We start from the raw sequence: 26,335 nt of genomic DNA, 5'->3' as shown, positions 1-26,335 counted from the left end.
ACCCGGAACATCTGGCCGCCGGATCAGCCATGCGTCACGGCTTTGGGGGGCCGGAGTCAACCACCACGACGGCCCTCGCCCCTCCTTGGCGCCCTGCCGCATGGATCGGTCAAGTCGACGCCGACCCGTCGCGCCGCGCCTTATTCGCCGAGGCCCGCTACAGCACCATCCCCGGTGCCGGATCCCACTCGGCTGACCGGCAAGACCGGCATCGCATCGAGCGGCCCAGCAACGGCCAAGCTCCAGCAGGCGTTCGGCCCACGACGCCACCTTGCCCAACTGCCCTTGTCCCCACTTTGAGGGTTTCCACGGCGGACGGCCGACACTCCCGATCGCCCGACCATCACCCCAGCCGGGCCGGCGGCCCCATGCGCCTCACTGCCCTACGCCCTAAGGGCAGGGCCGCAACTAGCATGCCCGACATTTTGGACTGAACCGAAGGAAACGGCATGACCAATACAACCAGGACGAAGCCGACCTCAGGTCATGGGGCACCAACGGGCGATCTACGCCATGTGATCTTCATTGCCGCCGCGGCCGCGATGGGCGGCTTCCTGTTCGGATACGACAGCGCGGTCATCAACGGCGCGGTGGAGGCCCTCCGGGACCGCTTCGCCATTGGCTCGGGGACTCTCGCACAGGTGGTGGCATCCGCGCTCATCGGCGGCGTGATAGGTGCGGCCGCCGCGGGGCGTCTTGCCGACCACATCGGCAGAGTCCCCACCATGCGGATCGCCGCCGCGCTGTTCACCGCCGGCGCCGTCGGCTCCGCTCTGCCGTTCGGGCTATGGGACCTCGTGGCGTGGCGCGTAATCGGCGGGGTGGGGATCGGCATGGCCTCGGTGATCGGACCCGCCTACATCGCGGAGATCTCACCGTCGGCGCATCGCGGGAGACTCGCCTCCTTCCAGCAGGCCGGCATCGTCATCGGTATCGCTGTCTCCCAACTCATCAACTGGGGCGTACTCAGCGCCGCGAACGGCGAACAGCGCGGTGAGATCGCCGGATACGAGGCATGGCAGTGGATGCTCGGCATCATGGCGATCCCCTCGGCCCTCTACGGGATCCTCACCGTCATGATCCCGGAGTCGCCGCACTATCTGATCTCCGTGGGCCGGCGCGACAACGCCAAGCGGGTGCTCCTCCGGGTCGAGGGGCCGGCCGCCGATCCGGACGCCCGTATCGCCGAGATTGAGCAGAGCGTGTCCAGCGAGCGGAAGCCGGTCTTCAAGGACCTGCTCGGCGGACGCTTCGGTCTCCTCCCGATCGTCTGGATCGGTATCGGCCTCGCCGCCTTTCAGCAACTTTGCGGCATCAACGTGATCATGTACTACGCGTCGTCACTGTGGCAGTCCGTGGGTATCGACCCGTCAAGTTCGTTCTTCTACTCGTTCACCACGTCGATCACCAACCTCATCGGAACCGCCATCGCGATGGCCGCTGTCGACCGGATCGGTCGCAAGCCCCTCGCGTTGATCGGCTCCGTCGGCATGGCGGTCTCGCTCGGCCTCGTCGCCTGGGCCTTCTCCTACCGGAGCGGCCCCGGCGGCAAGGTCACCATCCCTGACGCACAGGGCACGACAGCGCTGATCGCCGCGCACTCCTTCGTGCTGTTCTTCGCCCTCTCCTGGGGCGTGGTGCTGTGGGTGCTGCTCGGCGAGATGTTTCCCAACCGCATCCGGGCCGCGGCCCTGGGCTTGGCCGCGACGGCGGTATGGGCCTCCAACTGGCTCATCACCGTGAGCTTCCCCAGCCTCGCGGACTGGAGCCTGTCGGGCGCTTACGTGATCTACGCCGTCTGTGCCGCGCTCTCCATCCCGTTCGTCCTCATGTGGGTGAGGGAGACGAAGGGCAGGTCGCTCGAGGCCATGAACTCATAGGAGGGCGAACCCGACAGTTGCTCCGCAACCATTGACAGTCGATACGGCACGGCTATACATGTGGTCTGACCGGTAAAACCGCATCAGTCGCATCGCTTTCCATGGCGGCAGATCAGCGCACAGAGAGTGTCGAGGCTGCATGAGTGGCACACGGGAGGGTTCACATGAATGAGCGACATCCGGATTCCGCCATACGCCGGGATGTCTCGCGCCGGGCGTTCCTCGCGGTCAGCGCCGGAACCTCAACCGGGCTCGCCTTCGGGCTCGCACCGGCCACGACCTCGAACGCGGCGGCGGCGACGGGAACCGTCTACTACGTCTCCAAGAGCGGGAGTGACACAGCGGACGGGACGAGCGGCGCGCCACTACTGACGATCAACGCGGCGGCGCAGAAGGCCCAGCCCGGCGACGTCGTCCTGGTCCGTGCCGGGACCTACCGAGAGGAGGTCATCCCCCCGCGGGGCGGCACCAGCGACGACATGCGGATCACCTACGCGGCCGACGCCGGGGCTTCGGTGACGGTGACGGGCTCCGATGTCTTCGAGAGCTGGACCCGGGTCTCCGGCGATGTCTACCAGCTAAAGATCAAGAATTCGTACTTCAACGGGTTCAACCCCTACGCATGGCAGGTGCACGGCGACTGGTTCGACGCCAACGGGCGAATCCATCGCGTGGGAATGGTGTACCTCGATGGCGCCTGGCTGCCGGAAGCAACGAGCCTGGATGCGGTGAACTCGAGCCCAAACGCATCGTGGTGGTCAGACGTAGACGGTCTTGTGGAAGGGACGGCGCCGAGCTACAAGCCGAGCTACGACGAGAGCGGCTACACGACGCTCACCGCGAAGTTTCCCGGGGTTGACCCCAACAAGGGAACAGTCGAGGTCGGTATCCGAGGTACGGCGTTCAAACCGGCCGCGACCAACCTCAACTACATCACCATCCGGGGCTTCACCCTTCGGAATGCCGCCACGAATTGGTGCGCACCGACGATGGGACAATGGGGACTGGTAAGCGCCTACTGGTGCAAGGGATGGGTCATCGAGGGCAACGAGATTGCCTACTCCAGGTGCTGTGGCATCGCGCTGGGAAAGTACTCGGATGAATACGACGGGCTGCGCGGCACGACGGAAGGCTACTATTTGACGATCTCTGACGCGCAGGACTCGGGCGGTTGGTCGTTCGCGAACATCGGTGGCCACATCGTCCGGAACAACACGATCCATCACTGCGGCCAGACCGGCATCGTGGGCTCTCTCGGCGGGATCGGCAGCAGGATCACCGGGAACGAGATCTACCACTCCAACAGCCAAGGGATCTGGGGTGGAGCGGAAATGGGCGGCATCAAGCTTCATGGGGCCATTGATGTCGTCATTGCCGAGAATCACATCTACAACACCGGAGGCTATGCCGGGATCTGGTTGGATTGGATGGCACAAGGAACCCAGGTCATGCGGAACCTGTTCCACCACAACGCCGACATCGACATCTTTGCCGAGGTGGATCACGGTCCGCTGCTCATCGCGAACAACGTCATGTTGTCGGCCGGGGGGCTCAGGTGCGTGTCGGACGGGGTGGCCGGGGCACACAACCTCATAACCGGGGCCGTGACCGCGAACGCGGACGAGCGACAGACGCCTTATATGGAGCCGCACTCAACGACCACGGTCGCCAAGGTGGACATCCCGATCGGCGGTCAGCAGTGGATGAACAACATCCTCGGCGCCTCGGCCGATCTCTCGGTCTGGGATTCCGCAAGCGCGTCCTGTCCAATCACGATGAAGGCAAACGTCCACACCAAGGGTGCAACCCCATCGGAAAAGGAACAGGGTGGAGTGGACGCTGCCTCGGTGGCGTACACGCCCGCACTCACGAAGAAGTCCGACGGCTGGTATCTCGTAGTGCCGCGCGTCGAGTCGTGGCGATCGACCCAAGCGCTCGTGAGCACCGCCACACTTGCGAAAGCGCCGACCTCCGACCAGGCGTTCACGAACCCCGACGGATCGCATATGTCGGTATCGAGCGACTTCCTCGGGGTCCAACGTGCCAACAGTGTGCCGTTTCCCGGCCCGTTCGAGAGTGCCGGGGGCACGGACGCGTTCAAGGTATGGCCGCGAGTCGTGCCGAGCACCGACGCCTGGGGACGGCCCTCGTAGTCGGATCCGAGCGGCCCGGCGCCATCGCCGCACAGGCATTCCCGCGCCCTGCGCCGCTCCTCGGGCAAGGGGGATCCGCTGGTCGCCCTGATATCCGGCGCCCGCACCGGGCACGGTGCGGGCGCCAGATCATGCGGTCAACGGCAGTCGATGGCGATCTTCAGGACCTCGGGGTCAGGCTGCGACAGCAGGGGAAGCGCGACGGTCACCAGATCCTGTAGCGGGATCCGGTGGGTGACCATGTCTGCGGCGTCGAGCCGGCCGTCGGCCAGCAGCCGCACTGCCTGGGCGACGTCGGCGTCCCACAGATGGGCAGCGGAGCCGACGAGCCGGCGTTCGCCGAGGACGAGAGCCGGCAGTGGGACGGGCTGTGCCCCGGAGCCCAGCCCTACGGCCACCACCAGGCCGCCCGGCCGTACGAGGTCGAAGGACCGCGTCAACTGTCCGTCGGCGCCGCTGCATTCGAACACGACATCAACGCCTGGCGCATCGAGGTCGGCCAGGGCGGCATCGAGGTCGCCGGGTGAACAGGAGCGGACCGCGGAGTGGGCCTCCGCGAAGCGGCGCCGGTACTCCGACGGGTCGACCAGCCAGCAGCTTGCGGCGCCCGCGGCCAGCACGGCCTGTGCCGTGAGCTGGCCGATCGTCCCGCCGCCTACGACCAGGGCGACGGCGCCGATGATCTCGGATACTTTGCGGACCGCGCGGACCGCCACGGCAGCCGGTTCGGCGAGGACGGCGGTCTCCATCGGCAGTCCGGGCGGCACCGATACGCAGGTCCGGGCTTTCGCGATCATCAACCGCGCCAGGCCACCGTCGTCCTGCTGGCCCGGAACGCAAACGCTGGGACACAGCCCTTCTTCGTGCCGAAGACACCACCAGCATTGGCCGCAGCCATTGACCACGTCCGGAACCACACGAGTCCCCACAGGCGGGCCGGTTCCGTCGCGGGCGGCGCGGACGACCTCGCCGACGACCTCATGTCCGAGCGTCAGCGGCGCCATCCGACCGCTGAGCGGGTGCGGCTCGTCAGTCGGGATAATGAGCGGTCCGGCGCGGTACTCCTCCAGGTCGGTGCCGCAGATACCGCACCAGTGGACCTTGACCAGCACTTCGTCATCACGGGGCACGCGCGGCACGACGTCCTCGACGCGGATGTCGTAACGGCCGTGCCATCGGGCAGCGAGCATCGCTTGCGGCCTTTCGACAGGGATCGGCGATCGTGGGGCAGCGGTGGGGAGGACCGGCGATGTCGTGCGTGCGGCGCGGGTGGACCTGGCTCGGTCTGGACACGGCGAGTGCGCGGTCCGAGGGTGGATGATCTTGGCGAATCGCGAGACTACACTTCTTCAACTGGTATGACCAGATGCGCTTCACTCGTCCATCGGATACAGGCTCGCCCCGCCGTCGACCAGTAGCGTGGCGCCCGTCATGTAGGCGGACAACGGCGAGGCCAGGAAGAGCACCGCATCGGCCACCGACTCCGGGGTCTGGAGGCGGCCGAGGGGGATCGCGCGCTGCGCGCGGGCCCGGTACGCGGGATCGGTGTCCCACTGGCGCCTGGCCATGCCGACGCCGACAATGCCGGGCGCGACCGCGTTGCTGCGAATGCCCCGCGGGGCGAGTTCGCGGGCGAAGGTACGCATCAGCGACCGGACGGCGGCCTTGCTGGCCGAGTAGGGGCCGATCTCCGGCCAGGGCACGTCCTGCACCCAACTCGTGGTGAATACCAGGGTCCCTGGCGCTTCAACCGCGAGCCAGCGCCGCGCGGCCTCCGAGGCGAGGAGGAAGGAGCCGCGCAGGTTCACCTTCATCAACTCGTCGAAGGCTGCGATGGGGTAGTCGACGACGGGATGCGAACCGACGACCCCGGCATGCACGCAGACGATGTCCGGCAGACCGCCGAACACCTCATCCGCCCGGTCGCAGAGCGCCCGGACCTCGTCCTCCGAGGTGAGGTCACAGGCCGCGTACATCCTCGGGTCGAAGCCTGCCGCGGTCACCGCCTCGACGGCCGCACTCGCGTCGGTCAGGTCGGTCAGCAGGACGTGCGCGCCCGCTTCCCGGAACGCCGCGGCAATGACCTGTCCGATCCCGCCGAGCGCACCGGCGACGACCACACGACGTCCGGCCAGACCCCAAGGGCCCGAGTTCGAAGCCGTCCCCATGTCAACCTCCGCATCACTGTGGATCAGGTGGGCACCGAGCGCCGCGACGCCTGGCCGGGTGAGGGAATCACCGGCGGGCGCTTGACGCCGCCGCAGAGTCCCGCGTATACGTTGCGGCATGACCGGTCTTACCAGTCTTCGTCCCACTCTACCTCCGGGTGCGGATATCGCTGCCGCGCCGGAGGCAGGGATCCTCTCCGGGACTGGGGCCCACGGCACGCTCCCGTCGGCGGGCCGCGGGCCCAGGAGTTGGAGTGCAACGTCAGCCGGAGGCCGATGGCCGGCTTCACGGCGGCAGACATCAAGACCAGACCCTGGTGAACCAGCGGGACCCGGCGACCAATGCACACCGCGGCCAGAAGTCCCGGCGCGGACTCGTTGTGGACCGCCGTCGTGAACGCCGCGAGACCAGCGCCTGCCTTGACGAGCTCAGCATCCGCATACCCGGATCGCGGCCGCAAGCCAGGCCGCTTTCCTCCGGACGACCATCAACGCCCTGTCGGTGAAACAACGGAAAGGCATGCGACGTACATGCGCATCGTAGCGTTGGAAACTCTGCGACCTCAGTTCCAGAACAATTTGTGCGTCGTCGTACTGCACACCGATGACGGCCAGACCGGTCTCGGCGACTCCTTCTTGCAGTCGGCCGCGGTCGAGGCGTACCTGCACGATCATGTCGTGCCGCTGCTCCTCGGCCGGGAGGATCCGGCCCCCGAGGCAGTGGCGGCGCTGCTCGCCCCGTATGTCGGGTTCCAGGGCGGCGGCGTCGAGGTGCGTGGGAACGGCGCGGTCGACATGGCGCTCTGGGACCTGTTGGGCAAGCGGACCGGCAAATCTCTCGCCCGGCTGCTGGGCGGCCCGGTCCGCGACACCATAGACGTCTACAACACCTGCGCCGGACCCGGCTACATCCAGCGCACGTCGCGGCAGACCTCCGCCAACTGGGGAGACTCCGCAGCCGGCGCATACGAGGACCTGCACGCCTTCCTCACCAGACCCGCCGCCCTGGCCAAGGAACTCTACGAAGAGGGGCTGCGCGGCATGAAGATCTGGCCCTTCGACCGGGCCGCCGAGGCATCGGCGGGCACCCGGATCCGCCCGAGGGAGCTGCACGAGGCCCTGGCCATCGTGGGCGAGATCCGTGACGCCGTGGGCCTGGATATGGACCTGATGATTGAGCTGCACGGCCTGTGGTCGCGCCGGGCCGCGGTCGAGATCTGCCGTGCGCTCGAACCGTTCCAGCCCTTCTGGGTCGAGGACCCGATCCGGCCGGACGCGATCGACTCGGTCGGCGCTCTGTGCGAGGAAGTCGGGGTACCCATCGCGCTCGGTGAGACGGCGCTGGGCCGACGCGGTTTCCTGCCCTTGCTCCAGCAGGGCAGGATCTCCTACGCGACGCTGGACGTGCAGTGGACCGGCGGGATCACCGAGGCGCGCAAGGTGGCCGGCCTCGCGGACGCGTTCGCCATACCCATCGCCCCACACGACTGCACCGGCCCGATCACCCTCGCCGCGTGCTTCCACCTGGCGATGTCGCAGCCCAACACCCTCTTCCAGGAGACCGTTCGCGCGTATCTGCGGACGTGGTACCCGCGGGTAGTCACAGGATTGCCGCGGATCCGCGAGGGGAAGGCGGTTCTGTCCAACGAGCCGGGGCTCGGCTTGCAGCTCGTGACGGGGCTCCGCGAGGACGGGGCGACCCGACGCCGGATCAGTCGGCTCGAGGCCGCCTGAACGTCCCATTCCTGAGACAGGAGTCATCATGAGGCTTGTTCGTTGGCGTACTTCGGACGGGACGACGAAAGTCGGCGTGCATGAGGACGAATACCTCGTCGAACTCCCGTTTGCCACGATGGCGGAGGTATTGCAACACAAAGTCGCCGACATCCGGCGGGCCGTGGAGGAGGCCGTGTCGAGCGGGCGCCGAGTCGATTCCGCAGAGGCCGAACTCCTCGCGCCGGTCGATGGCCGCACCGAGGTGTGGGGCGCCGGCATCACCTACCAGCTCTCCCGCTCCGCTCGCGCCGAAGAGTCCGGCTTCGAGGAGATCTACCACCACGTGTATGAGGCGGACCGACCGGAGCTGTTCTTCAAGTCCGCCGCCTGGCGGGTGCTCACCGACGGCGATCCCGGTGGCTTGCGCCCGGACTGCGACGACTCGGTGTGCGAACCGGAACTGGCACTTGTCCTCAATCGGCACGCGGAGATCGTGGGCGCGCTCGTTTGCAACGACCTCACCGCGCGCGGCATCGAGGCGGTGAACCCGATCTATCTGCCGCAGGCGAAGTTGTTTCCCGGCGGCTGCGTGCTGTCCACCGCGATCGTGCCATGGTGGTCCATCGACACACCGGAGGACCTGCTCATCACCATGGCGGTGTACCGGGGCCCGGAACTCGTGTTCTCCGGCGAGGCAAGGACTTCCGCCATGCGGCGCCGATACGGCGAACTGGTCCAATGGCTTTCCCGGGGCGAGCAGTTCCCCGATGGCGTCGTGTTGAGCACCGGAACCGGCATCGTGCCTCCGCTCGGTGAGGGACTGCGCCCCGGGGACCGGGTCATCGTCACCATCGATCAGGTCGGGGCCCTGTCCAATGTCATGACCGATGACCGGGACATGTTCGAAGGGTTGCCCAGATGACTATGACCGGTGTCAACCCCATGAACGGCGCGGTCCTGACCACCGCGATGCGGGACTTCCTCGCCCACGCCGCGATCGAACTGGTCACGAACGGACAGCCGGCCCCTGACCACGCCGGTGCCTTCGAACCCGCCACTCTCGCACAGACCACCGCGAAGGCACTGACCGCGGACCCGCTGCCGCCGTGGCTTCGCAACGCCAATCCGGACCGGATTCCACGCCGCGTGGATGGCGTGCTCACCGACGAGCCGATTGAGGAGGGGCCATGAAACGCATCGAAGCCGAACAGTTCACCACGAGCCTGACCCACCATGGCGAAGGGCCGGTCTGGCTCGGCCACCATGGACTCGCGGTGCTCGACATGCTGGCCGGCGATGCGGTCCTGATCGACGCCGGCGGACAGGAGAAGCGCCGCGAGCACTTCGGCGAAACCCTCGCCGCCCTCCGGCCACGCCGCGATGGCGGATTCGTAGTCGGCCTGGAACGCGGCTTCTGCCTGGTGAACGAGCACTTCACCGTGACCGGAACGATGCAATGCTGGACCAACTCGGACGTGCGCATGAATGACGGAGCCTGCGATCCCCAAGGCCGCTTCTGGTGCGGCTCCATGGCCTACGACCTGACACCGGGCGCCGGCGCGCTGTGGCGCCTCGATCCCACCGGAGGCGTCGTCCAGGCGATCGACGGCATCGGCTGCTCGAACGGGCTGGCCTGGACCCGAGACGGCACACGCGGCTACTACGTCGACAGCCTGACCGGCAGAATCGACATCCTCGAACTCGGCCCGGACGGCGAAATCGCCGGGCGCCGGCCGTTCGCGGACGTCACAACCGAGGGGTTCCCCGACGGCATCGCCGTCGACCGGGCCGACGGCGTCTGGCTGGCCATGTTCGGCTCCGGGCGGCTGCTGCACTTCGACCACACAGGACGACCCGACGCCGAGATAGCAGTGCCGGTCAAACAAGTCACCGCCTGCACCTTCGTGGGCCCCGACTACTCCCAGCTCTGCATCACCACTTCACGTTTCGGCCTGACCGACCCGGAAATCGCCGCCGGCGCCGTATTCATCGCAACGCCCGACATGGGCGGCTTCGCTCCCTACACGTTCAGCGGATAGCACCATCCGAGGCGTCGGCGGGGGCGGTACGGCCACGGCTCCGGCTTTCCTTCGGTGGTAACGGAGCGTGAAACAGATCGAGGAGGATGCCGCGGCGCACGAGAAGTCGGCTCGTCTGTCCATCTGAGCCAGGAGGGCGGCACAGCCGCGAACATCTGCCGCAGCGGGAATGGCGCGCTGCTGCTGAGGGCCACCGTGTCCAACCCACCACCACGGCGATCACAGTGTCGGTCAACGCCAACCCCCGCATCGCCAAGGAGACAACCGGCTGGATGTGGAGTCCCCCGCGGCCGCGCGGCACCCGTACCGCCACCGCGCATAAGGTCTCCGGAATACGCCCTGCCCTCACCGCATGAGCAGACTGTGCCAACACCGCCTGCCAGGCTGCCAGTTCACGGCCTTCCGCAAAACGCTTTGGCTGGAGCTGCCCCAGGTAGGCGGGCTGTCGGTCGGGCTGGGAGCGGTGATACCTGAACCGCACTGGCCTCGGTGTCCGTGAACCCCGGCCCCTCGACCGCCCGTTCACGCTGCTGTCCTTTCGACACCACCGCCGCGGGGTGGGGGCTGATCGAACCCCTGCTGTTCCTGGTCTTGCTGGGGGGTGTGTCAATTTAACGGCCCTGTCTCACATTCGGTGGTAACGGAGAGTCGTGAGGGTCGTTGACATTCCCGTGAAGAATGTCAACGAGCTCGTGCAGACGGTGTTTTCGGGGCTGTCCCCGCTGGTCATAGAGGGGGTCACCGACGAGGGCGAGCGGATCGTGGTGCGAGCCCGGACGCCGACGGAGGCCGCGGTCTGCCCGGTGTGCGGGGCGCCGACCGGGCGAGTACACGGATATCAGCTGCGGACGGTGGCCGACGTGCCGGTCGACGACCGCCGGGTGGTGGTCCGTGTGCGGGTCCGGCGCCTGGTGTGTCCCACGCGCGGCTGCCGCCACACCTTCCGCGAACAGGTGCCCGGAGTCCTGGAGCGATACCAGCGCCGCACCGCCCGCCTGACCAGGCAAGTCAAGGCCGTGGTCGCGGAGTTAGCGGGCCGAGCGGGTGCACGCCTGTTGGCGGTACTCGCGGTGGGCCTGTCGCGTCACACGACCCTGCGCACCCTACTGCGCATCCCACTGCCCACCGGGCGGACACCCCGTGTGATCGGCGTCGACGACTTCGCCCTGCGCCGACGGCACCGCTATGCCACCGTGGTGATCGACGCCGAGACCCATGAGCGGATCGACGTGCTGCCCGACCGCACCGCCGACACCCTTGAGGCGTGGCTGCGCAAGCACCCGGGTATCGAGGTCGTGTGTCGTGACGGCTCGGCGACCTATGCCGAGGCCATCCGCCGCGCCCTGCCCGACGCGGTGCAGGTCGGAGATCGCTGGCATCTGTGGCACAACCTGTGCGACGCCACCCTCAGCGAGGTGAAGGCCCACAGCACCTGCTGGGCCACCGTACTGGACGCACCCATCTACGACGGGCCCCGCGCACAGACCACCCTCGAACGCTGGCACCAGGTCCACGACCTCCTCAACCAAGGCGCCGGCCTGCTGGAATGCGCCCGCCGCCTGCAACTCGCCCTGAACACCGTCAAACGCTATGCCCGCGCCGACCAGCCCGAACGGATGCTCCGCGTCCCCAAATACCGCGCCAGTCTCGTCGACCCCTACCGCGAGCACCTGCGCAAACGCCGAGCCGAGGACCCCGCCGCCCCCGTCAAGCACCTCTTCGAAGAGATCAAAGCCCTCGGCTTCACGGGCTGCCTCAACCTCCTGCACAAGTACATCAACCAAGGCCGCGCAGACGCCGACCGCAGCCACATCTCCCCGCGGCGGCTCGCCCGGATGCTGCTGACCAGGCCCGACAACCTCAAGACCGAGCAGCACGAACTCCTGGCCAAACTCACCGCCTCCTGCCCCGAGATGACCCAACTCGCAGCCGGTATCAGAGACTTCGCCCCGCTCCTTACGCCGCACGCCGACAACGCCGACGCACTCACGCGCTGGATCGCCCAAGTCCGAGAGGCCGACCTGCCTCATCTGCGCACCTTCACCCGGGGCCTGGACCGAGACCTCGACGCCGTGATCGCGGGGCTCACCCTTCCGTACAGCAACGGCCCCACCGAGGGCGTCAACACGAAGACCAAACGGATCGCGCGCCAGATGCACGGACGAGCAGGCTTCACCTTGCTCCGGCACCGCATCCTCCTCGGATAGCAGCACGCTCCGTTACCACCGAATGTGAGACAGGGCCGTTGATTAGACACTCCCGGGACTCGTCGAGGTGGTGGAGGCCGGACGACGGGGCACCAGTCCTCGAGCAGCTCACCCGGGCAGTGGGTGCGGAGGGTGCGACCGGGGCGGTGGACACGGTCGGCGGTGCGCTCACCCCGGTAATTCTCAACGCGATGGGAGTTCGTGGCCGGGTCTGCCTGATCAGCATCCCACCGCAGGCGGCGGTAGCCGGTGTCGACCTCCTCGCGTGCTATCGCACTCGGTGTTCGCGACTTATCCGCTGGAGCGGGCCGCCGATGCGTACACGGCAGTTGAGCAAGGGGCGCACGGCCGACCGGTTCTGCTGCCCCAGAAACCTTGAACGTTCCGTGTGGTCCTTCGCCATCGACCGGCTGTCAGAACCTTTACGTCAGCGGCGATCGGCCGACGCCGGAACCCTGTTGCCCCTCTGCACACCGAACAACGGAGGCTGAACGATGCCGTCAAGATTGTTGCTCAAGAACGGATTCGTCCTGACCCTCGACCCGGCACTGGGCGATCTGCCCCGCGCTGACGTACTCGTCGAGGACGGGAAGATAGCTCAGATCGGTCCGGATCTCCCCGTGAGAGACGCGGAAACCCTCGACGCCGCGGGAACTGTCGTCGTCCCGGGGTTCGTCGACACCCATCGGCACATGTGGGAGACCGTGCTGCGCGGCGTACTGCCGGCGTGCACGCTGGACGGATACCTCGCCCAGGTGATCGGTGCCATCGGCCCCGCCTACCGCCCCGAGGACGTCTGCACCGGGAACCTGCTCGGCGCGCTCGAGGCCCTCAACGCGGGCATCACCACGATCGTGGACTGGTCGCATTGCAACAACACGCCCGAGCACGCGGACGCCGGCATCACAGCGTTGCGCGCGGCCGGTATCCGTGCGATGTACGCCCATGGGACGCCCGCGGGTGGCGAATGGTGGGCCTACAGCGAACTCGGCCATCCAGCGGACGCCCGCCGTATCCGCGAGCAGTACTTCTCATCGGAGGACGACCTCCTTACCTTCGCCCTTGCCGTCCGCGGGCCAGGAGTGAGCCGCCCCGAGGTGTGCGTGCATGACTGGCGGCTTGCTCGCGAGCTGGAAGCCAGGATCTCCGTCCACGTGGGGATGCGGATCACGGGCGTGCACGGGCAGGCGATCGCCGAGCTCGACCGCGCAGGGTTGCTCGGCCCGGACACCACCTACGTCCACGCCAACACCAGTACCGACGACGAGCTCGCGATGATCAAACGCACCGGTGGTTCTGCCTCGGTCGCTCCGTACGTCGAGATGCTCATGGGGCACGGCCATCCACCGATCACGCGGATGCTGGAGCAAGGGGTGACGCCCTCGCTGAGCATCGACGTCGCCACCTCGGTCCCCGGCGATATGTTCACCCAGATGCGGACCGCGCTCGCCCAAGGCCGCATCTCCTCGTTCGGCGACGATGTCGATGTCGCATTCGCGCCGGCACTCACCCATGCGGACGTGCTCGGCTTCGCGACACGTGCCGGTGCCCAGGCCTGTGGACTGGCCGATCGCATCGGGACCCTGGCTCCCGGTAAGGACGCGGACATCGTCTTGATCCGGGCGGATGACATCAACACGATGCCCTTGGTCGACCCCGTCGCCACCGTGGTGACCAGTGCCGACACGGCCAATGTCGACACGGTGATCGTCCGCGGCGAGATCCGCAAGCGGGCCGGCAAGCTCGTCGGGGTCGACCTCGCCCGGCTCCGGGCCGACGCGGAGCGCTCCCGTGACCACGTGCTGCGTTCGAGCGGCATGACTCCGTCCTGGCTGCCGCAGAACTGAACGATTCTCTTTGCCAATCCACAACCTGGAGGACGAGACCGTGAAATTCGCAGTGGCACTACCACAGTCCAACCGCGTCGGGGACACTGCCGCGATCCGCGATGTCGCCCAGGCCGCCGAGGAACTCGGGTTCTGGGCCGTGTCGATGCAGGACCACATCGTCTTCGATGGCGTGTGGCTCGGCTGCGGTGCCGAGGACGACGAAGGCCGAAATGACCGTCGAACCGTGTTCGAGCAGCTCACCACGTTCGGCTACGTCGCCGGGATCACCTCCACGATCCGGCTGCTGACCAGCGTCATGCTGCTGCCGGTGCGCGAGACCATCCTTGCGGCCAAACAGATCGCCACGCTCGACCAGCTCTCCGGCGGGCGGATGCTCCTGGGAATCGGTGTCGGGCTGTCCGGCACCGACCGTGACCCGCAGGTCCTCAAAACGCTCTCCCGCAATGCCACGGTGGAGATGGCCGCGCTCGGCGTGGACGTGACAAAACGTGGCCGGCTCGCCGACGAGCAACTCGCGGCGCTCCGGCGCATTTGGACCGACGACAGCGCTTCCTACGATGGGAAGTTGGTCCGCTTCAAGGAAATCGAGGTATTCCCCAAGCCGGCACAGGCCGGGGGGCCGCCGATCCTGATCGCCGGTAACTCGCCCGCCGCATTGCGGCGTACGGCCCGGGGCGGCTACTGGTGGCTGCCCAACCACGCCACCCCCGATGAGGTCGCCGGCGGCCTGGCCGCGCTCGCCGAATCGGGGCACCGGCCACCGGAGTGCGTACTCGACCTGTTCTGGCGCATGGACAACACCACCGCGGCAGCGCGGGCGGCCTGCCGGGGCACCCTGGAGAACGCCTTCGGTGACCACCTGCCGGTCCGCAACCTGGTCGGCACACCGGACGAGATCGCCGCACGGTGCCGGGAGTATCGCGACGCGGGGGTCAGCATGATCGAGATGAAGCCGGTCTTCCGCTCGGTCAAGGAGCTCATCGAGATGATGGAGACCCTGATGACCGAGGTCGCGCCGACGGTTTGAGCAATCGTTCCGCAGATCAGGAAGCAACGATGCCTGCCGAAGAACTCAGATTCGAGCACCACCCGTTCCAGCGCATCGGACCGGATGCGCACCTCATCCAGGACGTACAGTTCGCGCTCGGCCGGCCCCTCTGCGTTCCCATCAACTCCGCCGTGCTGACCGGCCAGGAGCCCGTCATCATCGACACCGGCTCGCCTCGCAACCGCCAGCAGTGGCTCGACGACGTCTTCTCCATTGTGGAGCCGGAGGATGTTCGCTGGGTGTTCGTCTCGCACGAGGACGCCGACCACACGGGCAACCTGGAAACCGTTATGGCGCGCTGCCCCAACGCGACACTGCTGTGTAGCTGGGCACTGGTCGAACGGTTTAGCTGTGTCTACGATTTCCCGCTGCACCGATGCAGGTGGGTGGCCGACGGCGGACCCGCGCCGCTTTGCCGCGAATGTCACCACGCTCCAGAGGCTCGACCCGAGCGTCGTTCTCACCGGCCATAGCCCTTGCATCCACGCCAATCGCGTCGACGAAGCCTGCGAAATCCTCGGCTCACTGGCTGAGGCACCGGTCCCACCCTGCCCCGACCAATCCGTGCTCGATCTCATCCTCGCGGCCATGGGGGACTGAGTCCGCCGTCTTCGCTGGTCGCGCACCAGCCATTGCCTGCGGACACACATTTTCGCCCATCCCTGGGTCCATCTCCTGGAGACACTCATGCCTGAAAGCAGTACGAACATCACCGTCGTCGACGACTTCTTCCGAGCTGTGGAGCGCGGCGACGTCGACGCCGTCCGCGGCATCTACGCCTCGGACGTTGCGATCTGGCACAACGACGGCGCCGGCGATCAGGGGCTCGAGGACAATCTCGTCGTACTGGGCTTGCTCGGTGGAGCCATTCACGGCATGCGCTTCGACGTTACCCGGCGGGCCGATGTCGGCGCCGGTGTCTTCCAACAGCACGTCCTGCGGGGGCAGTTGCCCGACGGGGAACAGGTGGGGCTCGACGCGGCAATGTACATCGCGGTCAGCGACCGGAAGATCACGCGAATCGAAGAGTACTTCGACGTCGCCACTGTCAGGCACCTCATCTATGCAGCCAAGAACGCTACGGACGAGGAGGTCTGAGAATGGGTGTTCTCGACGGGTAGGTCGCCTTGATCACTGGCGGTGGCCGCGGTCAGGGCCGCGGCCACGCCGCCATGTCCGCCGAAGGCGCTGAGATCATCATTTGCGACCTCGATGGCCAGGGGGATCTGGACCAGTACCCCACGGCTTACGCCCCTCACGACGGTGCCGGCATTGCCGTAGCCGCGGTTCCGAACCCCTGGCACCGCGTAGTACCAGCGCCCGGTCTCGGCGGAGATGCTGCGGAAGCGGCTGCGCGTCGAGGCTACCGGGTCGCGCACGCTCGTGACGATCGCCCGTTCCGAGGGCCGGGCCGAAGGCGCTCGCGAGCGTGCCCGGCCTTGAGATCGGGAAAGGGGTGGCCGGGAGAGGCTGCGGATGAGCGGCGGCACTGAGCCGTTATCCGAAGTTCGGGGTCCGTCCTACCTGCCTGTTACCGGAGGTTGTGCGTGTTCAGGCGGTGGACGAGGCCGGGGCGGCGCCGGTACGTCTCACCCGGGCGCGTTGTGCGCTGCCGGAAGTCCGCTCCGCTGCCGACGTGGTCGCAGGCGTCGCACAGGTCACGCAGGAGAGCGACGGCCTGGGCGTAGGAGCTGGTCTGTTGGGTGGCGAAGTGCGCCTCGACCTGTCGCCACGCGGACTCCGTGTCGTGACCACCATGCAGTTCGCACTCCGTTCAGGGTCCAAGAAGTGCGCGAGCCTGCACGGCCAGCCAAAGCTCGGCAATATCGCGTGTATCGGTCACGTTGTGTCCGGTGATCGCCTCGACCTTGCGGATCCGGTACAGGACGGTCTGCCGGTGCACATGGAGTACATCGGCGGTCTTCTGCCAGGAGCGCTGGTTGTCGAGGAATGCCTCGAGTGTCCGCAACAGCTCCGTCTCGTGCACCCGCTCGTACTCGATGAGCGCGCCGAGCACGCGCGTCACCAGGGCGGTGGCGTCGTCGGTTCCCGTGACGCCCAGCAACGGCGTTGCGTCGCCGTACCGGACGGTGCGCGAGGTGACCGAAGCCGCCGCGCGGACCGCCCAGCTTGCCTCACGCGAGGCTTCCGGGACCCGTTCGACGGTCCGGATCGGGCCACTGATCCCTGCCAGGGCCTCTCCGCCGAGGTTCGAGCGGATCAGCGCATGGACCGTGTCGCCTTCGACGCAGAACACGTAGAGCACGCCTGACCGGTGTACCACGAGATGGGGCACTCTGTTGCGCCATAGCACGATGTGGAACTCTCGCAGCTTCGCGAGGGCATCGGAGGTGATCGCGAAGAGGGTCGCCTTGGAGACGTTCAGGCCGAGGGCCTTCATCTGACGACGTCCGCTGCGCTCGTCGAGCCGCCCCTCCATGAGCTGCGCCAGCAGTTCGGCACCCAGCCGACGACGGTGCTCGATGCTGATCAACGACTGGGACAGCTCCAGAGCGATCACGGTCACCACGTGCTGCATGAGTATGGCGTCGAGCACGTTGCGCCCGCTCGAAACGAGGACGAGGACCGCGCTCGACTGCGTCGGGATGTCCATCAGTCTCATCTCGCGCCCGTCCTCGAGCGGGACCGCGAAGGCCCCCGCTCGCAGGTCTGAGGAATCCGGTGTGGATCGGCGCAGCGCGTCGGTGAGCGTGGGGTCGAGGCGCGGGTCTTCCGGGTACCAGGGCTGCGCGGACCCGCGGTGGCAGACGTGGACCTCGCAGCCCAGTTGCTGGGAGAGTGCCCGCGAAAGCGCCGAGGATTCCCGGTGACTTGTCAGCGTCCGCTGCATGGCGTGGTAGATCCGCTCCGTTCGGATCAGCCGATCGGACTCCTCGAGGAGGTTGGCGACCGCAACGGCGCGGGAGATCGCGATGAACGGCATGGGAAAGCGGACTGTCAGAACGCTGAACCCCAGACGCTCACTCGCCTCGGCGAGTTCGTCGGTGAGTGGCGGGCTGTACATCCGCTCCCCGATCGCCAAACCGCTTGCGCCGACGTCGGCCAACCGTTCGATGAGGACCCGCTGCCCGGCGCCGTCGGCGGGAAACGACATGCCGTTGGTCATCAAGAGCTCACCCCCGGCGAGCCACCGCCAGGGCTCGGGCAGGTCGGATGTGTGGGTCCACGAGACCTCCCGATCGAGTCCGCCCGTGCCGGAGTGCAGGTGCAGCCGCAGATGTGGCGTCTCCAGCAGATCCGCGATCGTGATCGTCACGATGCAATAATACCAAGTAAGTACAAGGATGCTTGTGCGTCTGCACAATTGGGGGGCGCTGACCGAACCGACCGTCGTGACCGACCGGTTCGTTCAGTGACGGCAGCGGTCTCCGATGCGAAGGGAATCCCCTAAGGGGATGCCACCTCGGATCACGCGCTTGGCCAGGTGCTCGCAAACCCGCAGGATCACGATCGCGTCGTTTACGTCGCAGCCGACCGAACGGACAGAGGACGGTCTGCTCCGGTACGCATTCCGGCACAGCGTTCCCGCGGAGGACGGTGTCCAGCGGGCGTTCCACGGCTTCGTGGTCCGCGCCGGGGAAGCTGTTACGGCGGATGCTCGGTGATCACGGTCTGGTCGTTGTTCACGCGCGTGCACTCCTGGTGCTCCGCGGCTGTCCCGGCCTGCCTCCCGGCATCCATGCGAGGAGGAGCCTGCCCATGCTTCACCCGGGATCGGCGCTCGTGCCCCTGATCCGCGGTCTGCCGATGCCTCCGATGCCCGGCGACAGCACCCTTCGATCGTGATCGGCTGGGGCCTCAGCCATACCGGCACGGAGGCCGGACCCCCATTGCAGGGCACCGTTTCGGATATGGCAAGTTGTGCATTTGCTCAAATCGGAGGGTCTCACTTGTGGCGGATGTACCTGGTGCCGTGGGGGGTGGGCCGAAGCATTCTGGGTGCGGATCATTCGACCCCCTGGTCCGGTAGGCACCGGAGAGTCGACCGGACCGGAGGCGTCCACCGACGTGGGTGCGAACGCGCCCATAGCGGACTGAGCGAGCGGGAGAGTTACTGGTGAACACGCAGCATGGTCACGGGGATGCGGATGTGCTCATTGTGGGGGCCGGCGCCTCCGGTGGGGTGGCGGCCCTGGAGTTGGCCAGCCGCGGGTTTCGTGTGGTCTGCTTGGAACAGGGCGACTGGGCTCTTCCCGATGACTTCACGGGCGGCAAGCCCGAGTGGGAGCTGACCCGCCTCAAGCAGTGGCACCCCAGCCCGAATGTGCGCGGACGGGAGAGCGACTACTCGGTCGACACCGAGCAGAGCCCGATCGAGCCGTTGATGTTCAACGGCGTGGGTGGCAGCACCATCATGTTCTCCGGGCACTGGGTCCGGGCACTTCCCTCCGACTTCCGGGTCCGGACTCTCGACGGGGTCGCGGATGACTGGCCGTTCACCTACGAGGACCTGCGGCCGTTCTACGACGAGGTCACCCACCACATCGGCGCGTCCGGACTCGACGGCGACCCGGCGTACCCGGACCCGCACACGTTCCCGCTGCCGCCGATGCCGATCGGCAAGTACGGCCTCGCCGCGGCGAAGGGCATGGACAAGCTCGGCTGGCACTGGTGGCCGGCCCCGAACGCCATCGCGTCGCGTAAGTTCAAGAACCGCCCCGCGTGCCTGCGGTACGGCGCCTGCGAGTCGGGATGCCCGACCGGAGCGAAGGCGAGCACTGACTTCACGCACTGGCGCGACGCGATCGCCGCCGGTGCTGTGCTGGTGACCGGGGCCCGGGTGCGGCAGCTCACGGTTGACAACCGGGGACTGGTGACCGGCGCCGAGTACATCGACCGCACGGGAGTCGTGCGCCACCAGGCCGCAGGCGTGACCGTGATGGCCGCCAACGGGATCGGCACCCCGCGGCTGTTGCTCAACTCGGCGTCTGCGCAGTTCCCCGACGGTCTGGCAAACTCCTCGGGGCTGGTCGGCAAGCGGCTGATGATACATCCCTACGCCTCGGTGTACGGGACCTACGAGGACGAGCTCGAGACCTGGCTCGGCCCGACCGGGCAGGCACTGCAGTCGATGCAGTTCTACGAGACCGACGCCAGCCGCGGGTTCGTTCGCGGGGCGAAATGGAACCTGATGCCGACCGGCGGCCCACTCACCCACACCGTGTGGGAACCGGGCGAGGACTGGCGCGAGGGCTTCGGGCCCGCCTTCCACACCCGGTTGCGCACAACCTTCGGCCGGTACACCGAGTGGGGCATCACCACCGAGGACCTGCCCGAGGACCACAATGAGGTCGTCCTTGACCCGGGCGCCACGGACTCCGACGGCATCCCGGTGCCCAAGATTCGCTACACCATCAGCGAGAACACCGAACGCATGCTCACGTTCCATGTCGACCGGGCGATCGAGGCCCACCTGGCCGCGGGCGCGACCTCGGTGCACCCCATCCCCGTCGTCCGGGATAGCGGCTGGCACCTCCTGGGCACCGCGCGCATGGGTACCGATCCCGCCACCTCCGTCGTCGACCAGTACGGCCGCGCGCACGACGTACCGAACCTTTTCATCATCGACGGGAGCGTGTTCGTCACCTCGACCGGTGTCAACCCGACCGCGACCATCATGGCGGTCGCGCTGCGGTCGATGCGCCACCTCGCCGACAGCCGCCACCACCAGACCACCGCCGACTGAGGACTCTGTGATGATCGATCCCGACCAGCGGCGCACCTTCGCCGCACTCGCCGATGCGCTGATTCCCGCGTCCGATCCGATGCCCTCGGCCACTGCCGCGGGTGTGCCGGGTGAGCTGCTCGACCAGGCCCTCGGCTACCGGCCGGACCTGGCAGAACCGTTCGCCGAGGCGGTTGCCTGGTGCACGGGCAAGGACCCCGAAGCTGCTCTGGACGGACTCTCCGAACAGCGGCCCGAGGAGTTCCAGGCCCTCACTGTGCTGACCGCCGGGGCCTATTTCCTGAGCCCCCAGGTGAAGGCCGTGCTTGCCTACGACGCTCCGCCGCGCACGGCCCGCGACGACGTCGACTCCTACGTCGACATGCTGGCCGACGTCGTCGATCGCGGCTTCGCGACGCGTTGAGCTCGCGGCCTGTGCATTCGCACAACCAGGTCAGCGTTGGTTCTGAGCAGTGAGACCGGTGCGTCCGAGATGGGCGCACCGGGCGTGAACCCAGGAACACGAACGAAGGATTCCAAGATGACCGAGGCGCACACGCAGATCCCGGTGGTTCCCCTGGGAGACGGCCTGGCACCGGCCGGTGGGGAGACCGCGGTGTTGACACACTTCGTCAACGGTGCCGGCTGGAAGGGCACCGGGACGGAGACACAACCGATTTTCAACCCCGCGACGGGACAGCCGATCGCACAAGCTCTGCGCGGCACCTCGGCCGATGTCGACGAGGCGGTGGCCGCTGCCAAGGCGGCGTTGCCCGGCTGGCGGCAACGGACACCGAAGGACCGAGCCGATGTGCTGCTCGAGGCCGCGGCGGTGCTGGAAGCCAACGCCGAGGAGCTGGCGCACCTGGAGTCGGTCAACGCCGGCAAGCCGATGCCGCTGGCCCGCGAGGATGTCGACGGGACGATCGACACGCTGCGGTTCATGGCTGGTGCGGTCCGGGCGCAGCTGAGTCTGAGTGCCGGAGAGTATGTCGCCGGCCGCACGTCGATGATCGTGCGGGAGCCGGTCGGGGTAGTGGCCGCGATCACGCCGTGGAACTACCCGCTGCTCACGGCGGCATGGAAGATCGGGCCGATCCTGGCGGCCGGCAACACGTGTGTATTGAAGCCGTCGGATCAGACACCCCTGACCGCCCTGCGCATGGCAGAGCTGCTCGCCGAGGTGTTGCCCGCAGGGGTGCTCAATGTCGTCACTGGTGCCGGATCGGTGGTCGGCGAGGCGCTCGCCACCCACCCTGACGTCGCGTTGGTGTCGGTGACGGGCAGCGTGCGGAGCGGACAGGCGGTGGCCGGTGCGGCCGCGACCACGCTCAAGCGTGTGCACCTCGAGCTCGGCGGTAAGGCACCGGTCATCGTGTTCGCGGACGCCGACCTGGACGCGGTCGCCGAAGGCATCCGGTTCGCCGGCTTCGGCAACTCGGGCCAGGACTGCGGCGCGGCCTGCCGGATCCTCGTGGAGCAGTCCGTCCACGACGAGCTGCTGGAGCGCCTCGTGCCCATGGTGGAGTCGCTGATCGTGGGCGACCCGGCGGCCGGGGACCACATCGAGATGGGGCCGCTGGTCTCGAAGACCCACCGTGACAGCGTGCTCGGCTTCCTCGACCGTGCCTTCGCGGAAGGAGCGCGGGCGGCGACGGGCGGGAGGGCCCCGGAAGGCGACGGTTACTTCGTGCTTCCGACGGTGCTGGTGGACCTCCCGGACGGTGCCGAGTGCACCCGTCAGGAGATCTTCGGGCCCGTGGTCACCGTGGAAACCTTCGCCGATGAGGATGGAGCGGTCGAGGCGGCCAATCGCACCGCCTATGGGCTGTCCGCCTCGGTCTGGACCGAGAACGCCCGCCGCGCCGCCGATCTGCCCGGCAGGCTGGACTTCGGCACGGTGTGGGTCAACGACCACCTGGCATTCGCCACCGAGATGCCGTGGGGCGGGTTCAAGTCCTCCGGCTACGGACGCGACCTGTCGGCGTATGCCCTCGATGACTACTCGCGTACCAAGCACGTCATGTTCAACCGGGCTCGAGGCGCCGACGGCACGGAGCAGTCATGAGCGAGCAACTGGCCGGGCGCCGCGAGTCCGCCTCCAGTATCGAGTCGGCAACGATCCAGCCGATCCCGCTCGACCAGCGGCATGGAACGAACCGGGACATGTTCACAATCTGGTTCGGCACGAACATCATGATCCTTTCCATTGTCACCGGAGGACTTGCCACCACGCTGTACGGCCAGCCGGTCTGGTCGGCCGCGCTGGGGATCATCGTCGGGAACCTCGTCGGCGCGATCTTCATGGCGCTGCACTCCGCCCAGGGGCCGCAGCTCGGGGTCCCTCAGATGATCCAGACCAAGGGGCAGTTCGGCTCCTGGGGTGCGCTGCTGATCGTTGTGATCGTGGTGTGCATGTACCTCGGGTTCTTCGTCTCGATCCTGGTCTTCGGAGGACAGTCGCTGGCCTCGGTGATTCCGCATTTGAGCAGCAAGGCCGGCATCGTGCTGCTCGCGGCGGCCAGCATCGCGGCCACGATCTGGGGCTATAGCCTGATCCACGCCTATGCGCGGATCATGACCTATGTCTCGGGCGCCATCCTGCTCCTGGCGTTCGTCTGGGCGTTCGTCGTCCACCCGGTGCCGCACACCTTCTTCGATACGGGTGGGGCCACCCTGCCCGGGTTCGTGAGCACCGTGTCGGCGGCCGCGGTCTGGCAGATCGCCTACGCACCATATGTCTCGGACTACTCCCGTTATATGCCGGCCAAGACCGGCTCCAAGCCGGCGTTCTGGATGAGCTACTGGGGTAGCAGCATCGGCTCGATACTGCCCATGTTCCTGGGCGCGGGCATCGGGCTGCTCCTGCCCGGCACGGACACCATCTCTGCCTTGACCAAGGCAACCGCCGGGATCAGCCTGGTGGTCGTGGCCGTGTTCAGCGTCGGGGTCGCCGCGACGAACGCGATGAACCTGTACTGCGGCACCCTGTGCACGATCACGATCGTGCAGACCCTCCTGCCGCGCTTCACAGCTCGCAGCCGCGAGCGTGCGGTGGTCGCGACCGGACTGTGTACGCTCGCGCTCGCCGTAGCCCTCACCGCTGGGAGCGACTTCGTCGCCACGTACAACGGCTTTCTCACCCTGCTGCTCGGCTCCCTGGTGCCGTGGACCGCGGTCAATCTGGTCGACTTCTACCTGGTGCGCCACGGTGACTACGTCGTCGAGGACTTCTACAAGCGCGACGGCGGTAGCTACGGCCGGGTGAACTGGCCCGCAGTGCTCTGCTACCTGGTCGGTGTCGCTGTGCAGATCCCGTTCATGGTCATCGGGACCGCTTACACCGGCCCGATCGCCAAGGCGCTCGGTAACACCGACGTCTCCTTTCTGGCCGGCCTGCTCGTCGTCTCGCCGTTGTACTACTTCACGGTGAAGGCCCTGGCCCGGCCGCGGACGGCCGTGGCTGTCGAGGAGGAGATTCCCGCGCTCGTCCAGCACGAGACCGGAGCCTGAGCACATCGGTGCGCCGGTTGCCTGGCCCGGCTCCCCGTCGCGGCCTGCCCCCAACCTTGATCGGAGTCACCCCTTGAGCGACCACAAGCCGATTGGTGCCCTCGAAGCCACCGTGGTCCCGCGCTTCGCCGGCCCCGGCACCTTCGCCCGGATTCCTTCCATAGAGTCCGTGCCCGACTACGACATCGCGGTGCTCGGCGTCCCGTTCGACGGCGGTACGTCGTACCGGCCGGGCGCCCGGTTCGGGCCGATGGGCATCCGGCAGGCGTCCCGACACCTGCGGCCGCGGTTCCATGTCGAGCTCGATACGGCGCCGTTGGAGGCGGTCCAGGTCGTGGACGCCGGTGACGTGCCGTGCACGCCGTACTCCATCGACGATGCGATGGGCCAGATCGAGGGGTTCGCCCGCGAGGTCGTCGGCCGGCGTGGCCGGCGCATAGTGACGCTCGGCGGTGACCACACCGTCGCGCTGCCGATGCTTCGCGCGGCACGGGACGAGCACGGCCCGATCGCTCTGATCCACTTCGACGCCCACCTCGACACATGGGACACCTACTTCAAGGCTCCGATCACCCACGGCACGGTGTTCCGCCGCGCGTTCGAGGAGGGCCTGCTCGTCGAGGACAAGTCGATCCACGTCGGCATCCGCGGTCCCATCTACGACCAGCTCGACCTCACCGACGACGCGTCGTTCGGCTTCAGGGTCATCCGGGCCGGTGATCTCGACGTCCTGGGCATCGACGGAGCCGTCGATGTTGTGCGGCAGCGGGTCGGTGACACCCCGGTCTACCTCTCGATCGACATCGACGTGCTCGACCCCGCGTTCGCGCCGGGCACGGGTACCCCGGAGATGGGCGGGTTCACCAGCCGAGAGCTCCTGCACCTGCTTCGCCGGCTCGACGGTCTCAACCTCATCGGGGCCGACGTGGTGGAGACCGCACCAGCGTACGACCACGCCGAGATCACCTGTGTTGCGGCCGCCACGGTGGCCTTCGACCTCATCACCCTGATGAGCAAGACCGATAAGGGCAATCCTGACCGCGCGGCTGCCGTCACGACCTGACTCGCACCCCGGTCACAACCCCATATGCACCGATCAACCCGACCGGGAGTCCTCGTCGTACGGCTGGCGCCGATGGAGCAACGTTCCCCGGAATCCTTTCGGCGAACCGTTCGGGCAGGCAACTCCGAAAAGCCGGGACACATGTCCCGCCCCCGAGTTCGCACCCTGCTGAGCGGCCTGCCGCACACCGAAATCAACCGCCCCCTACCGTCAAGGCGAGAGCTATGAGTCTCAGGATCGTTGTCACCGTGAAGTACGTGCCCGATGCAACCGGCGATCGACGGTTCGCGGAGGACACGACGACCGACCGGGAGTCGGTGGACGGGCTGCTGTCGGAGCTCGACGAGTACGCGGTGGAGCAGGCGCTGCGGATCGCTGATTCGCACGCGGATGCGGAGGTGACGGTGATGACCGTGGGCCCGGACGACGCGATGGACGCGCTGCGCAAAGCGTTGTCGATGGGTGCGGACAAGGCCGTGCACGTGGGCGACGAGGACATCCACGGCACGGACGCCATCGGCACCTCCGCCATTCTGGCCAAGGCCATCGAATGTACCGGCTACGACCTGGTTGTCTCCGGCATGGCCTCGACGGACGGCACCATGGGCGTGGTGCCGGCCCTGTTGGCCGAGCGGCTGGGCGTACCGCAGGTGACGCTGCTGTCGGAGGTGACCGTGGAGGGCACCACGGTCAAGGGCCGCCGGGACGGAGACGCCGCCACCGAGCAGTTGGAGGCGCGACTTCCAGCCGTGGTCTCGGTCACCGACCAGTCGGGTGAGGCTCGTTACCCATCCTTCAAGGGGATCATGGCGGCGAAGAAGAAACCGGTCGACAGCCTGGACCTGGACGACCTGGGCATCGAGGCCATCGAGGTCGGCCTGGGTGGAGCGTGGACTCAGGTCGAGTCCATCGCCGCCCGCCCTGCGCGTACCGCCGGCACGATCGTGAAGGACGCGGGCGCGGGCGGCAAGCAACTCGCGGATTTCCTGGCGACGCAGAAGTTCATCTGAGT

At 67.4% G+C, this 26,335-nt stretch carries 21 protein-coding genes; 17 read left to right on the top strand and 4 right to left on the bottom strand.

The features are described from left to right. Nucleotides 1–449 precede the first annotated feature (449 nt). Both ACK1X7_RS37570 and ACK1X7_RS37565 read left to right on the top strand, forming a co-directional pair. Nucleotides 450–1,880 (top strand): sugar porter family MFS transporter, encoded by a 1,431-nt coding sequence (locus ACK1X7_RS37570; protein ID WP_390794519.1) that lies wholly within the window; start codon nucleotides 450–452, stop codon nucleotides 1,878–1,880. A 164-nt stretch (nucleotides 1,881–2,044) separates the two neighbouring features. Continuing rightward, the gene (locus ACK1X7_RS37565; RefSeq protein WP_413116308.1) at nucleotides 2,045–4,033 is read left to right on the top strand and encodes a right-handed parallel beta-helix repeat-containing protein; all 1,989 of its coding nucleotides are present in this window, start codon (nucleotides 2,045–2,047) and stop codon (nucleotides 4,031–4,033) included. A gap of 137 nt (nucleotides 4,034–4,170) precedes the next feature. Here ACK1X7_RS37565 and ACK1X7_RS37560 read toward each other — a convergent pair whose 3' ends face one another. Together ACK1X7_RS37560 and ACK1X7_RS37555 are read right to left on the bottom strand one after the other, a co-directional pair. Then, entirely contained in the window at nucleotides 4,171–5,223 is a 1,053-nt protein-coding gene (locus tag ACK1X7_RS37560) for an alcohol dehydrogenase catalytic domain-containing protein (protein ID WP_413116307.1), read from the bottom strand. 183 nt (nucleotides 5,224–5,406) lie between these two features. Next, nucleotides 5,407–6,153, bottom strand: a complete 747-nt coding sequence (locus ACK1X7_RS37555; RefSeq protein WP_385141429.1) for an SDR family NAD(P)-dependent oxidoreductase — start codon at nucleotides 6,151–6,153, stop codon at nucleotides 5,407–5,409. 579 nt (nucleotides 6,154–6,732) lie between these two features. Between ACK1X7_RS37555 and ACK1X7_RS37550 the strand changes: the two genes are divergently transcribed. From ACK1X7_RS37550 to ACK1X7_RS37510, 9 genes are all read left to right on the top strand, one after another. Beyond that, nucleotides 6,733–7,935, top strand: a complete 1,203-nt coding sequence (locus ACK1X7_RS37550) for a mandelate racemase/muconate lactonizing enzyme family protein (RefSeq protein ID WP_390794522.1) — start codon at nucleotides 6,733–6,735, stop codon at nucleotides 7,933–7,935. A gap of 28 nt (nucleotides 7,936–7,963) precedes the next feature. Next, nucleotides 7,964–8,839, top strand: a complete 876-nt coding sequence (locus ACK1X7_RS37545; RefSeq protein WP_413116306.1) for a fumarylacetoacetate hydrolase family protein — start codon at nucleotides 7,964–7,966, stop codon at nucleotides 8,837–8,839. Next, nucleotides 8,836–9,108, top strand: a complete 273-nt coding sequence (locus ACK1X7_RS37540; protein ID WP_413116305.1) for a hypothetical protein — start codon at nucleotides 8,836–8,838, stop codon at nucleotides 9,106–9,108. The genes ACK1X7_RS37545 and ACK1X7_RS37540 overlap by 4 nt, the downstream gene beginning before the upstream one ends. Beyond that, the gene (locus ACK1X7_RS37535; RefSeq protein ID WP_390794525.1) at nucleotides 9,105–9,956 is read left to right on the top strand and encodes an SMP-30/gluconolactonase/LRE family protein; all 852 of its coding nucleotides are present in this window, start codon (nucleotides 9,105–9,107) and stop codon (nucleotides 9,954–9,956) included. Before ACK1X7_RS37540 ends, ACK1X7_RS37535 begins: the two co-directional genes overlap by 4 nt. Before the next feature lie 671 nt (nucleotides 9,957–10,627). After that, entirely contained in the window at nucleotides 10,628–12,163 is a 1,536-nt protein-coding gene (locus ACK1X7_RS37530; protein ID WP_423247800.1) for an ISL3 family transposase, read from the top strand. 494 nt (nucleotides 12,164–12,657) lie between these two features. Further along, nucleotides 12,658–14,010, top strand: coding sequence for an amidohydrolase family protein (locus ACK1X7_RS37525; RefSeq protein WP_413116304.1), 1,353 nt, complete (start codon nucleotides 12,658–12,660; stop codon nucleotides 14,008–14,010). Nucleotides 14,011–14,050: 40 nt separating this feature from the next. Next, nucleotides 14,051–15,040 carry a TIGR03619 family F420-dependent LLM class oxidoreductase gene (locus tag ACK1X7_RS37520; RefSeq protein ID WP_385158000.1) on the top strand — a complete coding sequence of 330 codons (990 nt, stop codon included), beginning with the start codon at nucleotides 14,051–14,053 and terminating at the stop codon, nucleotides 15,038–15,040. A gap of 29 nt (nucleotides 15,041–15,069) precedes the next feature. Continuing rightward, a complete protein-coding gene (locus ACK1X7_RS37515) occupies nucleotides 15,070–15,534 on the top strand; it encodes an MBL fold metallo-hydrolase (RefSeq protein WP_413116303.1) in 465 nt (154 codons plus the stop codon). Nucleotides 15,535–15,748: 214 nt separating this feature from the next. Next, nucleotides 15,749–16,159 (top strand): nuclear transport factor 2 family protein, encoded by a 411-nt coding sequence (locus tag ACK1X7_RS37510; protein ID WP_413116302.1) that lies wholly within the window; start codon nucleotides 15,749–15,751, stop codon nucleotides 16,157–16,159. On the opposite strand, the gene ACK1X7_RS37505 is transcribed toward ACK1X7_RS37510, so the two are convergent. Together ACK1X7_RS37505 and ACK1X7_RS37500 are read right to left on the bottom strand one after the other, a co-directional pair. Beyond that, the gene (locus ACK1X7_RS37505; RefSeq protein ID WP_390795715.1) at nucleotides 16,123–16,440 is read right to left on the bottom strand and encodes a hypothetical protein; all 318 of its coding nucleotides are present in this window, start codon (nucleotides 16,438–16,440) and stop codon (nucleotides 16,123–16,125) included. The genes ACK1X7_RS37510 and ACK1X7_RS37505 overlap by 37 nt on opposite strands. A 395-nt stretch (nucleotides 16,441–16,835) precedes the next feature. Next, a complete protein-coding gene (locus ACK1X7_RS37500) occupies nucleotides 16,836–18,338 on the bottom strand; it encodes a PucR family transcriptional regulator (protein WP_385146123.1) in 1,503 nt (500 codons plus the stop codon). An 801-nt stretch (nucleotides 18,339–19,139) separates the two neighbouring features. Here ACK1X7_RS37500 and ACK1X7_RS37495 point away from each other — a divergent pair. The 6 genes from ACK1X7_RS37495 (at nucleotide 19,140) to ACK1X7_RS37470 (ending at nucleotide 26,333) form a co-directional block, all read left to right on the top strand. Then, nucleotides 19,140–20,768, top strand: coding sequence for a GMC family oxidoreductase (locus ACK1X7_RS37495; RefSeq protein WP_385146122.1), 1,629 nt, complete (start codon nucleotides 19,140–19,142; stop codon nucleotides 20,766–20,768). Between the two features lie 10 nt (nucleotides 20,769–20,778). Next, nucleotides 20,779–21,171, top strand: a complete 393-nt coding sequence (locus ACK1X7_RS37490) for a hypothetical protein (RefSeq protein ID WP_385146120.1) — start codon at nucleotides 20,779–20,781, stop codon at nucleotides 21,169–21,171. Nucleotides 21,172–21,288: 117 nt separating this feature from the next. Next, on the top strand, nucleotides 21,289–22,815 hold the full coding sequence (locus ACK1X7_RS37485; protein ID WP_390795714.1) for an aminobutyraldehyde dehydrogenase: 1,527 nt from the start codon (nucleotides 21,289–21,291) through the stop codon (nucleotides 22,813–22,815). Then, nucleotides 22,812–24,260 carry a purine-cytosine permease family protein gene (locus ACK1X7_RS37480; protein ID WP_390795713.1) on the top strand — a complete coding sequence of 483 codons (1,449 nt, stop codon included), beginning with the start codon at nucleotides 22,812–22,814 and terminating at the stop codon, nucleotides 24,258–24,260. The genes ACK1X7_RS37485 and ACK1X7_RS37480 overlap by 4 nt, the downstream gene beginning before the upstream one ends. A 73-nt stretch (nucleotides 24,261–24,333) precedes the next feature. Beyond that, entirely contained in the window at nucleotides 24,334–25,323 is a 990-nt protein-coding gene (gene speB, locus ACK1X7_RS37475; protein ID WP_413116301.1) for an agmatinase, read from the top strand. 224 nt (nucleotides 25,324–25,547) lie between these two features. Further along, on the top strand, nucleotides 25,548–26,333 hold the full coding sequence (locus ACK1X7_RS37470; RefSeq protein WP_413116300.1) for an electron transfer flavoprotein subunit beta/FixA family protein: 786 nt from the start codon (nucleotides 25,548–25,550) through the stop codon (nucleotides 26,331–26,333). Nucleotides 26,334–26,335: the final 2 nt, after the last annotated feature.

This window comes from Streptomyces sp. CY-1 (assembly GCF_047218265.1).
Classification (GTDB): domain Bacteria; phylum Actinomycetota; class Actinomycetes; order Streptomycetales; family Streptomycetaceae; genus Streptomyces; species Streptomyces niphimycinicus.
Note: the sequence above shows the minus strand (reverse complement) of the source record. Positions and strands in the feature narration are given on the sequence as shown.